The sequence below is a fragment of the Pseudomonas sp. NFACC39-1 genome, assembly GCF_900110355.1.
Lineage (GTDB): Bacteria > Pseudomonadota > Gammaproteobacteria > Pseudomonadales > Pseudomonadaceae > Aquipseudomonas > Aquipseudomonas tehranensis.
This window is the reverse complement of record NZ_FODL01000010.1, coordinates 66300-77871: the sequence shown is the minus strand read 5'-3', so window position 1 is coordinate 77871 and position 11572 is coordinate 66300. Positions and strand designations below refer to the sequence as shown.

The 11572-nt window shown below is 60.7% G+C and carries 10 protein-coding genes; 1 reads left to right on the top strand and 9 read right to left on the bottom strand.

The genetic code is table 11. The features are described 5' to 3' along the window. Positions 1-121: 121 nt before the first annotated feature. The 9 genes from BMY45_RS20705 to bioB form a co-directional block, all read right to left on the bottom strand. Positions 122-1918: an acyl-CoA dehydrogenase C-terminal domain-containing protein gene (locus BMY45_RS20705; protein WP_092400855.1), complete on the bottom strand. Its 1797-nt coding sequence runs from the start codon at positions 1916-1918 to the stop codon at positions 122-124. Positions 1919-2009: 91 nt separating this feature from the next. Beyond that, positions 2010-3299, bottom strand: a complete 1290-nt coding sequence (locus BMY45_RS20700; RefSeq protein ID WP_092400853.1) for a GGDEF domain-containing protein — start codon at positions 3297-3299, stop codon at positions 2010-2012. 330 nt (positions 3300-3629) lie between these two features. Then, positions 3630-5435, bottom strand: a complete 1806-nt coding sequence (locus BMY45_RS20690; protein ID WP_047228111.1) for a phenylacyl-CoA dehydrogenase — start codon at positions 5433-5435, stop codon at positions 3630-3632. Positions 5436-5709: 274 nt separating this feature from the next. Continuing rightward, on the bottom strand, positions 5710-6006 hold the full coding sequence (locus BMY45_RS20685; RefSeq protein WP_092400848.1) for a pyrroloquinoline quinone biosynthesis protein PqqE: 297 nt from the start codon (positions 6004-6006) through the stop codon (positions 5710-5712). 108 nt (positions 6007-6114) lie between these two features. Then, positions 6115-6798 (bottom strand): dethiobiotin synthase, encoded by a 684-nt coding sequence (gene bioD, locus BMY45_RS20680; protein ID WP_092400845.1) that lies wholly within the window; start codon positions 6796-6798, stop codon positions 6115-6117. Beyond that, positions 6795-7607, bottom strand: a complete 813-nt coding sequence (bioC, locus tag BMY45_RS20675; RefSeq protein ID WP_092400842.1) for a malonyl-ACP O-methyltransferase BioC — start codon at positions 7605-7607, stop codon at positions 6795-6797. Before bioC ends, bioD begins: the two co-directional genes overlap by 4 nt. After that, positions 7600-8331 carry an alpha/beta fold hydrolase gene (locus BMY45_RS20670; RefSeq protein WP_092400839.1) on the bottom strand — a complete coding sequence of 244 codons (732 nt, stop codon included), beginning with the start codon at positions 8329-8331 and terminating at the stop codon, positions 7600-7602. The genes bioC and BMY45_RS20670 overlap by 8 nt, the downstream gene beginning before the upstream one ends. Then, on the bottom strand, positions 8324-9502 hold the full coding sequence (bioF, locus tag BMY45_RS20665) for an 8-amino-7-oxononanoate synthase (protein ID WP_092400835.1): 1179 nt from the start codon (positions 9500-9502) through the stop codon (positions 8324-8326). Before bioF ends, BMY45_RS20670 begins: the two co-directional genes overlap by 8 nt. Positions 9503-9671: 169 nt before the next feature. Continuing rightward, on the bottom strand, positions 9672-10727 hold the full coding sequence (gene bioB, locus BMY45_RS20660) for a biotin synthase BioB (protein WP_092400832.1): 1056 nt from the start codon (positions 10725-10727) through the stop codon (positions 9672-9674). A 91-nt stretch (positions 10728-10818) separates the two neighbouring features. On the opposite strand from bioB, the gene BMY45_RS20655 reads away from it, so the two are divergent. Further along, positions 10819-11559 (top strand): ComF family protein, encoded by a 741-nt coding sequence (locus BMY45_RS20655; RefSeq protein ID WP_092400829.1) that lies wholly within the window; start codon positions 10819-10821, stop codon positions 11557-11559. Positions 11560-11572: the final 13 nt, after the last annotated feature.

Sequence of the window (11572 nt, the reverse complement as noted above, 5' to 3'; positions counted from 1 at the left end):
CCAGTGACTGTTTTGTTATTTTTAGTCATTACGGAAAAGATCGCAGGCTTCGCCAGCTCCTACAGAAGAGCGCGTACTCCCTGTAGGAGCTGGCGAAGCCTGCGATCCTTGTCCCCTCATATCAGAGGGCAAACAACTCCGCTGGCAGCTTCATCAAGCAATCGCTCCCCGCCTCAACCGCGGCCCGATGAGCGGCGGTCCTGGGCAGCAGGCGCTTGAAGTAAAACTCACAGGTCGCCAGTTTGCCCCGACAGAAATCCGCGTCACCTTCGCCCGCGTCAAGTTGCGCCTGGGCCACCAACGCCATGCGCAACCACAGATAGGCCAGGATGATGTAGCCGCTGTACATCAGATAGTCCACGGAGGCGGCACCCACTTCATCCGGATTCTTCATGGCCGCCATGCCAACCCGGGTGGTCAGTTCGCCCCATTGCTGGTTGAGCCCGTTGAGTTGCGCGACGTAATCCTTGAGCTGCGAATGTTCAGCGTTGGCGGCGCAGAACTTATGGACGATTTTGGTGAACCCTCGCAGCAACTTGCCCTGGCTGCCCAACACTTTGCGCCCCAGCAAATCGAGCGCCTGGATACCATTGGTGCCTTCGTAGATCGGCGCAATGCGACAGTCTCGCACCAGTTGCTCCATGCCCCATTCGCGTATGAAGCCATGACCGCCAAACACTTGCATGCCGTGGTTGGTCACCTCCAACCCCGTGTCGGTCATGAAGGCCTTGCAGATCGGGGTGAGGAACGCCAGCAGGTCTTCGGCCTCCTGGCGGGCGGTTTCGTCGCTGCTCAGGTGGGCGATGTCCAACAGTTGCGCAGTGAAGTAAGTCAGTGCCCGGTTGCCTTCGTTGAAGGCTTTCATGGTCAGCAACATCCGGCGCACATCGGGGTGGACGATGATCGGATCGGCGGCTTTTTCCGGCGCCTTGGGACCGGTCAGCGAGCGCATCTGCAAACGGTCGTTGGCATATTTGATTGCGCCCTGGAAGCTCGCTTCCCCGAGGCACAGGCCCTGCATGCCGGTGCCCAGCCGGGCATGGTTCATCATGGTGAACATGCAGTTCAGCCCCTTGTTCGGCTCGCCGATCAAGAATCCCTTGGCCCCGTCGAAATTAAGCACGCAGGTGGCGGAAGCCTTGATGCCCATTTTGTGTTCGATCGACCCGCAGGAAACGCCATTGCGCGGTCCCGCTTCGCCATTGGCGTCAGGCAGGAACTTGGGCACGATGAACAGCGAGATGCCCTTGGTCCCGGCAGGTGCATCCGGCAGTTTGGCGAGCACCAGATGAATGATGTTGTCGCTCATGTCGTGTTCGCCGGCGGAAATGAAAATCTTGCTGCCGGTAATCGCGTAGCTGCCGTCGGCCTGAGGCAAGGCGCGGGTTTTGATGATGCCCAGGTCCGTGCCGCAATGAGCTTCGGTGAGGCACATCGTGCCGGTCCATTGACCGGCCGTGAGCTTGGTGAGGTAGGCCTGTTTCTGTTCTTCGGTGCCGTGGGCATGAATGGCCGACATGGCACCGTGGGTCAGGCCTGGGTACATGCCCCAGGACGTGTTGCTGGAGCCGACCATTTCGCTGATGACCAGGCCCAGGGAACTGGGCAATCCTTGGCCGCCGTAAGCCGGGTCCGCCGCCAGCCCGTGCCAGCCGCCCTCCACGTACTGTGCAAACGCCTGCTTGAAGCCGGTAGGCGTGGTGACCACGCCATTGTCGAAATGGCAGCCTTCTTCGTCACCGGAGCGATTGAGCGGCGCCAGCACGTTCTCACAGAACCTGGCGCCCTCTTCGAGAATGGCGCTGACCATGTCCGGGCTGGCATCGCCGGCTCCCAGTTCAGCATAGCGGCCATGGAAATCGAAGACGTGATCGATCAGAAAGCGCATGTCGCGCAGCGGGGCTTTGTACTCGGGCATGGTGGTCTTCTCCGGTAACAGGTCGTTCAAACCTACTGCCGGCCACCGAGGCTCACAATCACAGTCCAGACGCTGAATGCGCCGTCATCACTCAACCCGCGGCAGCTTCCATGCGTACCGCACCGCGACGGTTCTGCCCATAGGCCATCACACAGTTACGCCCGGCCCCCTTGGCGTTGTAGAGCGCCTGGTCGGCGGACTTGAGCACTTCTTCGGGGGTGCGCTGTTCGATGCGTTCGGCCACGCCGATGCTGACCGTCACCGATACACTGGATGCCCCGGCACCGGCACGACGCTGGCGACCTTGTTGATCATCCTGGGGACGACTGTCGGGATTGCGTAGTTGGATGCTGTAGTTCGCGATGGATTCGCGAATGACCTCCAGATGAGGCATGCACTCCTCGATGGTCTTGCCTGCAAATACCAGCGCAAATTCCTCTCCACCGTAGCGATAAGCCCTACCGCCGCCGCTGATTTTCGACAGTTTGCTGGCGACCAGCCGCAGCACCTGATCACCCACGTCATGGCCGTGGGTGTCGTTGAATTTCTTGAAATGGTCCACGTCGCTCATCGCCAAAACATAATTGCGACCCAGGCGCTGCATGCGCTCATTCAGCGCCCGACGCCCCGGCAGGCCGGTCAGTTCGTCACGGAACGCCATCTGATAAGCCTCGTGGGCGACCGCCGCCGCGATCATCAGCATCACCTGGCTGCACATGATGTTCAGGGTAAATGGCAGGATGAAGGTCTTGGGCAACATCCAGAACACCCCGAGCAAACCCACCAATTGCGCGGCATGCAACGGTCGCGGATGGCGCCAGTATTGCCAGGCCAGCAACACAAAGGCTGCGATGAACACCGGGTAGGACAACTGGATCAGGCTCATCCAGGCACCGTGCAACGCCGGCCAGCGGATCTCGGAAAGCCACAACAGCAGAGCCTGGGGATAACTTTGTTCCAGGGCCAGCGCCACGCTGCCAAAGATCAGCAGCACCGCGAACCGCGCCACCATGTCCTGGAACAAATGAGTCCGCTCCTGCCACGCGGCGAACAGGCCAAACAACAGCGGCAACAACAGGCAGACGAGGTGAAACACCACCGCTGCGTCTTCGCGCACCTTGCCGTTGTCGCGGTAGAAGTCGGTCTGGGTGTCCAGCAGGAAGTAGGCGATGTACACCGTGATCATCAGAAACAGCTCACGCTGACGTCGGTAAACGGCGCAATACGCACCTCCTAGCAACAACACCAATGTAGGAAGGACGTTGAACAGGGAGGTGAAAAAGACATTGAGATCCTTGACGTAGGCAGCCGCAAGCCCCGCCAGCAACAGCACCAATGACGGTAGGAAATGACTGAGACGTACAGCGGAAGAACGCGGCAAGGGTAAAGCTCCGACCCGGCTGATCAAAGATGGCATTGTGCCTGCTACTGGAGCATTAAGGCACGCGAGATGTGACAGATATCACACTGCCATCCTTGTAACGGCAGGAAGGAGTGATTTCTTAGGGTTCAGTTTGATGAATGTTTTCCCATGGCTGCGCAGATTCTCTGTGGGAGCGAGCCTGCTCGCGATAGCTATAGGTCAGTTGATACTAATGTGTCTGACCCACCGCTATCGCGAGCAGGCTCGCTCCCACAGGAGGACGGAGGCGGACATAAAAAAAGCCGCTGCTCCCGAAGAAACAGCGGCCTGTGAAGAATCGCTTAAGGCTTAGTAGCCCAGTGCGAAGTCTTCTTCTTTCATGTCCATCAGGTTGTTGGCGCCCGACAACATGGTTGCCACGTGAGTGCGGGTACGTGGCAGGATGCGCTGGAAGTAGAAGCGCGCGGTCTGCAGCTTGGCGGTGTAGAAAGCTTCTTCGGTGGTGCCGGCGGCGAGTTTTTCCGCCGCCAGGCGCGCCATGTCAGCCCAGAAGTAGGCCAGGCAGGCGTAACCGGAGTACATCAGGTAGTCCACCGAGGCCGCGCCAACTTCTTCGCGGTCTTTCATGGCCGCCATACCGACCTTCATGGTCAGTTCGCCCCATTCCTTGTTCAGCGCAGCCAGAGGTTCTACGAACTCTTTGACCGCGTCGTTGCCTTCGTTGCTTTGGCAGAACTTGTGAACGATCTTGGTGAAGCCCTTGAGCGCTTCGCCCTGGGTCATCAGCACTTTGCGGCCCAGCAGGTCGAGGGCCTGGATGCCGGTGGTGCCTTCGTACAGCATCGAAATGCGGCTGTCGCGAACGTTCTGCTCCATGCCCCACTCGGCGATGAAGCCGTGACCACCGTAGATCTGCACACCGTGGTTGGCCGATTCGAAGCCGACTTCAGTCATGAACGCCTTGGCGATCGGCGTCATGAACGCCAGCAGCGCATCGGCTTTTTTCTTCTCTTCTTCGTCGACGCCGTATTTGACGATGTCCACTTGCTTGGCAGTGAAGTAAACCATCGCCCGGTTACCTTCGGCGAAGGCCTTCATGGTCAACAGCATGCGACGCACGTCAGGGTGCACGATGATTGGGTCGGCGGCTTTGTCCGGCGCTTTCGGGCCGGTCAGGGAACGCATTTGCAGGCGGTCACGGGCGTACTTCAGGCCACCCTGGAAACCGATTTCGGCGTGGGCCAAGCCTTGCAGCGCGGTGCCCAGGCGTGCGGTGTTCATGAAGGTGAACATGCAGTTCAAGCCTTTGTTCGCCGGGCCGATCAGGAAACCGGTGGCCGCGTCGAAGTTCATCACGCAGGTGGCGTTGCCGTGGATGCCCATCTTGTGTTCCAGCGAACCGCAGCTCACCGCATTGCGCTGACCGATGGAACCGTCTGCGTTAGGCAGGAACTTGGGAACGATGAACAGCGAGATACCTTTGGTACCGGCCGGGGCGTCCGGCAGACGTGCCAGAACGATGTGGACGATGTTGTCGGCCATGTCGTGTTCGCCGGCCGAAATGAAGATCTTGGTGCCGCTGACCTTGTACGAACCGTCGGCCTGTGGCTCGGCCTTGGTGCGCAGCATGCCCAGGTCAGTGCCGCAGTGCGGCTCGGTCAGGCACATGGTGCCGGTCCATTCGCCGGAAACCAGCTTGGTCAGGTACGCCTCTTGCTGCTCGGGCGTACCGTGCTCGGAAATAGTGTTCATCGCACCGTGGGACAGGCCTGGGTACATGCCCCACGACCAGTTGGCTTCGCCGACCATCTCGCTGACCGCCAGGCCCAGGGACTCCGGCAGGCCTTGACCACCATGCTCCACGTCGTGGGCCAGGCTTGGCCAGCCGCCTTCGACGAATTGCTTGTAGGCTTCCTTGAAGCCGCTCGGGGTCTTCACACCGGATTCGCTCCAGGTGCAGCCCTCAATGTCGCCCACACGGTTCAGCGGTGCCAGCACCTGCTCACAAAACTTGGCACCTTCTTCAAGAATGGCGTCAACCATGTCTGGAGTTGCGTCCTGGCAAGCCGGAAGGCTCTGATAGTGCGCTTCATAGCCAAGCAGTTCGTCACGAACGAAGCGAATATCACGCAAGGGGGCCTTGTAGTCAGGCATAGCGATAAACCTCTGCTGATGTAACCGGGAATGAACGACCGCATGGATTTGTTGTGACGGTCAAACAGTTGTTTGAAACATACGTTTACGCCTAAATCTTGTCAAGCGCCGATCTTTTACCGTTCGTCATCGTCCCTGAAAAAATCCAGGCACAGCCATTCACCGCAGCGAAACACTCACAACGTCCGTAGGAAAAGATTAGTTGAGCCAGAAGGAGTTAGAGACGAAAACGCCGCGAATAATCGCGGCGTTTTGACAAACCTGAGGTGGGGAATCAGGCGAAAGTGTCGATCAACGTACCGAGCATTTCATCGGATGCCTTGGCCACGTTCACGCCCAGTTCGACCTGAAATTTGCCTTGGGACATTTCAACCATGTTGCTGGCCAGGTCCGATTGCTGGCTGCGATCCACCGACCGCAACCGATCAGCTTGCAGTTCGGACGACTGGCTGGTGACCGAACGCTCGATGGTATTGTTGGCGATCTGGCTCGAAGCCTGATCGACACGGTTCTGCCCTGTCTGAATCGTGCTCAGACCGGCATAGAACGCGGTATTTCCTGAGATTTCCATGGCAGAACTCGTCTTCTTGAAGGGTAGACAGCGGTCATTGAAACAGAAGCCTGGGTAAAAGGCCCGACAAAAACACTAATGGCACAGTGCCTCGCCATAGTGAAAACCTTAGTAGTCCAGCAAATCCAGGTGCAGATGCGCAGCCACGGCTTCGGCAGTGACACCCTTGATTTTCGGCACTCGCCCCAAGCATGGCGCCGGCAGGCGTTCGGCCAGGGTCGCCAGATTTTCTTCCAGGCGCGATGTCTTGGGGTCAATGATATTCGCGACCCAACCGGCCAGTTGCAGGCCGTCCCGGGCGATGGCCTCGGCGGTCAGCAGGGCGTGACTGATGCAGCCCAGACGCACGCCCACCACCAGGATCACCGGCAGCCCCAGCGCCATGGCCAGGTCCGAGAGGTTGTCCTGATCGGCCAACGGAACACGCCAGCCGCCTGCGCCTTCGATCAGCGTGAAATCGGCCTCCAGGGCCAACACTTCACGCATCGGTCCCAGCAACGATTGCACGGTCAGGGCCACGCCGGCTTCCCGCGCGGCCAGGTGAGGCGCGATGGCCGGTTCGAACGCCAGCGGATTGACCTGGGCATACTCAAGCGGCACCGAGCATTCGGCCAACAGCGCCAAGGCATCGGCGTTGCGCAGGCCCTTGGGCGTTACTTCGCAACCGGAGGCCACGGGCTTGCCCGCGGCGGTGCTCATGCCAGCCTGTCGCGCAGCATGCAGCAGGCCAGCCGCGACGGTGGTCTTACCCACGTCAGTGTCGGTACCAGTGATGAAATAAGCCTGGCTCATAGCGGTTTCTCCAGCACGGCGTAAACCACCCGGTAGGTCGCGGGCAAACCCTGTACCTGACGAAACTGTTCGTAAGCGTCAACCAGCGCGAGGATCCGCGCCCTGCCCGTCAACCCACCGGGCCGGCCGGGGTTCAGATTGTGGGCGCCGAGGGCTTTCAATTCATGGGTCAGACCGCGCACGTCCGGGTAATACATCACATGGGGACGGTTTTCCAGGCTGACAACGTTCAGCCCGCTGGCTGCACATAGCTGTTGATACGTTTCGAACCCGCGAAAACGGTTGACGTGCACCAGGCCATCCACCTGACGCCAGCTGTCGCGCAATTCGTACAACGTGCCGACGCAAAGGCTTGTGAAGGCAAACACGCCACCGGGCTTCAAAACCCGATGGACTTCGTTCAACACCGTGGCAAAATCCGCGCACCACTGCACCGCCAGGCTGGAGAACACCAGATCGCAGTTGGAGGCCTGCAAGGGCAGGCGCTCGGCATCACCGGCTATAAAGTGCGCAGCCCCGCCCTGAGGGCGAGCATGGTTGAGCATACCTTCGGCGATATCCAGCGCCAACCCGGTCGCCTCGCCGAAGCGCGTACCCAGCGCCCGCGTGAAATAGCCGGTGCCACACCCCAGGTCCATCCAGCGCTCAGGCACGATCGAGGCGGGCAACCGGTCCAGCAACTGCTGGCCTACGTCGCGCTGCAGCTCGGCCACGCTGTCGTAACTGGTCGCAGCCCGGGAAAACGAGGCTGCCACCTGGCGCTTATCCGGCAAGGCACCGGGCAATTTGGCAACAGACAAATCAGTCATCATCGGACTCATGCAAAAAAGCCTGAATCGCCCCCGCCACACCGTGGGGGTCTTCCAGAGGGAATCCGTGGCCGGTCTGTTCGATCAGACCGATTTCAACATCTGGCAGCAACACCAGCAATTCAGCCGCTGCCTCAGCCGGTACCAGGGCGTCGAGCCCGGCAAACAAGTGAAGCTGCGGGCCACCGAAGCCCTGCAAGGCGGCGCGGGTATCCAGTTGCGCCAGCAGCTCGAGCCCAGCCATCAACACATCGGGCGAAGTGACAGGCGCACCCGCCAGCAACAATCGCGACAGGCCGCGCGGATCGCTGCAGCCTTGGGCGCACAACAGACTGAAGCGCTTGAGGGTCTGACGCGGGTCGGCGGCGCACCCGGCGAGAAACCCATCAAAGGTTTCACCGGCCATCGCGCTCGGCCATTGATCATGGGCAACGAAAGAGGGGTTGCTCGCCAGGGTCAACAAGCCGCAACAGCGCTCGCCCCGACGCGCTGCCAGCTCGCTGGCCAGCATGCCGCCCAGCGACCAACCACCCAACCAGGCATCCTGGGGCAATGTGGCGTCCAGCTCCTCGAGCCATTCATTGAGGTCGCTTGAGGCCAGGGCCGGCAACGGCTCGATCTCGACCCGCAGATGTTCATCGAGCCCTTGCAGCGCAGCCGCCAGAGGCTCCAGCGGGGAAACGCCCAAGCCCCAACCAGGCAGCAATATCAGTCGATCACGCATGGCTTGGCTCCGGTCCCAGTTGTGCAAAACACTCGGCCAATGCCTCCAACAACAATTGCACCTGAGCCTCACTGTGAGCCGCGGTCAAGGTCACACGCAGACGGGCGCTGCCGGCTGGCACGGTGGGTGGGCGGATCGCAGTAACCATCAGCCCCCGCTCACGCAGCATCTGCGACAAGCGCATCGCCCGCCCCGCATCGCCGATCAGGATCGGCTGGATCGGCGTGAAACTGTCCATCAATTGCAGGCCGATCTGCTCGGCACCGTGGCGAAACTGGCGGATCAGCACCTGCAAATGTTCACGCCGCCAATGCTCGCTGCGCAGCAGCTCAAGGCTCTTGAGCGTAGCGCAGGCCAGGGCCGGCGGTTGACTGGTGGTGTAGATGTAGGGACGAGCGAACTGGATCAGGCTTTCGATCAGGTCTTCACTGCCGGCGACAAACGCGCCGGCAGTGCCGAAAGCTTTGCCCAGGGTGCCGACCAATACCGGCACGTCATCCTGGCTCAGGCCAAAATGTTCGACGATCCCGCCACCATTGGCCCCTAACGGGCCGAAACCGTGGGCATCATCGACCATCAGCCAGGCGCCCTTGGCCCTGGCTTCACGGGCCAGGGCCGGCAGATCGGCGATGTCGCCGTCCATGCTGAACACACCATCGGTGACCACCAACGTATTGCCGGTGGCTTTCTCCAGACGGTTGGCCAGGCTCTGGGCATCGTTGTGCAGGTAACGGTTGAAGCGCGCGCCGGACAACAACCCGGCGTCGAGCAACGAAGCGTGGTTGAGCCGGTCCTCCAGCACCGTATCGCCCTGCCCCACCAGTGCGGTGACAGCGCCAAGGTTGGCCATATAGCCGGTGGTGAACAGCAGTGCCCGCGGGCGGCCGGTCAAGTCAGCCAGGGCTTCTTCCAGGGCGTGATGTGGACCGCTGTGGCCGATCACCAGATGGGAAGCCCCGCCTCCGACGCCCCATCGCGCCGCTCCGGCGCGCCAGGCTTCGATCACTTGCGGATGATTGGCCAGGCCCAGGTAATCATTGTTGCAGAACGCCAGCAGCGGCTGGCCGTCCACCACCACCTCTGGCCCCTGCGGGCTTTCGAGCAGGGGGCGTTGGCGATAGAGGTTTTCGGCACGACGGGCAGCCAGGCGTGCGGCGAGATCGAAGGGCATGCAGGCCTCGGGGTGAATCGTTAATCAAGACTGGATGAGATCCATTGTGGGAGCGGGCTTGCTCGCGAAGGCGGTGTGTCAGCCAACGTTACTTTGCCTGACACTCCGCCTTCGCGAGCAAGCCCGCTCCCACAGGGTTCTGCATTTCAAACAAAAATCGATGGAGTATTCAAACAGCCGCGTTGTAGAACTGCTCGCTGCTCTTCTGCTCCACCAGCGCCTGTTCAATAGCCGCCTGATGCACTTCGTCGGCATGTTCTTCCCGGGCTTCGGGCTGGATACCCAGGCGAGCGAACAGTTGCATGTCCTTGTCGGCTTGCGGGTTGGCAGTGGTCAGGAGTTTGTCGCCATAAAAAATCGAGTTGGCACCGGCGAAAAATGCCAGGGCCTGCATCTGTTCGTTCATCGCTTCGCGGCCGGCGGACAGGCGCACATGGGACTTGGGCATCAGGATCCGCGCCACGGCGAGCATGCGGATGAAATCGAACGGATCGACGTCTTCGGCGTTTTCCAGCGGCGTGCCGGCGACTTTTACCAGCATGTTGATCGGCACCGATTCCGGGTGCTCCGGCAGGTTCGCCAGTTGGATCAGCAGGTTGGCGCGATCGTCCAGGGACTCGCCCATGCCCAGGATGCCACCGGAGCAGATCTTCATCCCCGAATCTCGCACGTAAGCCAGGGTTTGCAGGCGCTCGCTGTAGGTACGAGTGGTGATGATGCTGCCGTAGAACTCCGGCGAGGTGTCGAGGTTGTGGTTGTAGTAGTCCAGGCCGGCCTGGGCCAGGGCCTGGGTCTGGTCCTGATCGAGGCGGCCCAGGGTCATGCAGGTCTCCAGGCCCATGGCCTTCACGCCTTTGACCATTTCCAGTACGTAAGGCATGTCCTTGGCCGACGGATGCTTCCACGCCGCGCCCATGCAGAAACGGGTCGAGCCAATGGCCTTGGCACGGGCGGCCTCTTCGAGGACTTTCTGCACTTCCAGCAACTTTTCTTTTTCCAGCCCGGTGTTGTAGTGGCCGGACTGCGGACAATATTTGCAATCTTCCGGGCAGGCGCCGGTCTTGATCGACAGCAGCGTGGACACCTGAACGCGATTGGCGTCGAAATGCGCGCGGTGCACGGTCTGCGCCTGGAACAACAGGTCATTGAAGGGCTGGACGAAGAGAGCTTTGACTTCGGCCAAAGACCAGTCATGACGCAGGTTGGCAGTGGTGCTGGCGCTCATGGGCATTTCCTTGATTATGCTTGGCTGGCACCTGGGGACATGGAATACCCACAGGCGCGACACGGATGTTCGGCATATTTAAGGAAGAGTCATGCGCTGTCAACCACGATACGATGGACTGGTTTACATCTGGTTAAAAAACAAACAATCTTGCCTATTGTGTGGCGAAACCACCGACACGCCCCATCCCATTTGCACCCCCTGCGAGAGCGAACTGCCCTGGCTGGGTGACCAGTGCAGTATCTGCGCCTTGCCATTGCCCATGGCCGGGCTACGTTGCGGTCAGTGCGCCAGGCAGCCGCCGGCCTTCGAGCGGGTCCTGGCGCCATGGGCCTACGACTTTCCTATCGATAGCCTGATCGCACGTTTCAAACATCAGGCCAAATGGCCGCTGGGGCGATTGATGGGCGAACTGCTGGCGCAGTCCCTGCAACATCAATTCAATGAAGGGTTGGAGCCACCGGACGCACTGGTGCCGGTGCCGCTTGCCAATCGGCGCTTGCGTCAGCGCGGCTTCAATCAGGCCTCGATGCTTGCCCGCTGGCTCAGCGCGACATTGAAGATCCCTTGCGAAGAGCAACTGCTGCGGCGCGTCCAGGACACCCCCGCCCAGCAGGCACTCGATGCCAGGGCTCGGCGCCAAAACCTGCGCCAAGCCTTTGCCGTCACACCCCACGCCGTGCTTGGCAACCGGCATCTGGCGTTGGTCGACGATGTGCTCACTACCGGCGCCACGGCCCAGGCACTGGCTCGCCTGCTACTGGATGCCGGTGCTGCCCGGGTTGATGTGTATTGCCTGGCCCGCACGCCGAAACCCGGTGAGCCGGCTTGACGCGCCGCTTGCG

Bases quoted from the DNA above. Each gene is read 5' to 3' on its own strand.
- BMY45_RS20690 (WP_047228111.1), bottom strand. From the start codon at position 5,435: ATGCCTGACTACAAGGCCCCCTTGCGTGATATTCGCTTCGTTCGTGAC.
- bioB (WP_092400832.1), bottom strand. From the start codon at position 10,727: ATGAGCGCCAGCACCACTGCCAACCTGCGTCATGACTGGTCTTTGGCC.
- bioC (WP_092400842.1), bottom strand. From the start codon at position 7,607: ATGACTGATTTGTCTGTTGCCAAATTGCCCGGTGCCTTGCCGGATAAG.
- bioF (WP_092400835.1), bottom strand. From the start codon at position 9,502: ATGCCCTTCGATCTCGCCGCACGCCTGGCTGCCCGTCGTGCCGAAAAC.
- BMY45_RS20655 (WP_092400829.1), top strand. From the start codon at position 10,819: ATGCGCTGTCAACCACGATACGATGGACTGGTTTACATCTGGTTAAAA.
- BMY45_RS20670 (WP_092400839.1), bottom strand. From the start codon at position 8,331: ATGCGTGATCGACTGATATTGCTGCCTGGTTGGGGCTTGGGCGTTTCC.
- bioD (WP_092400845.1), bottom strand. From the start codon at position 6,798: ATGAGCCAGGCTTATTTCATCACTGGTACCGACACTGACGTGGGTAAG.
- BMY45_RS20705 (WP_092400855.1), bottom strand. From the start codon at position 1,918: ATGCCCGAGTACAAAGCCCCGCTGCGCGACATGCGCTTTCTGATCGAT.
- BMY45_RS20685 (WP_092400848.1), bottom strand. From the start codon at position 6,006: ATGGAAATCTCAGGAAATACCGCGTTCTATGCCGGTCTGAGCACGATT.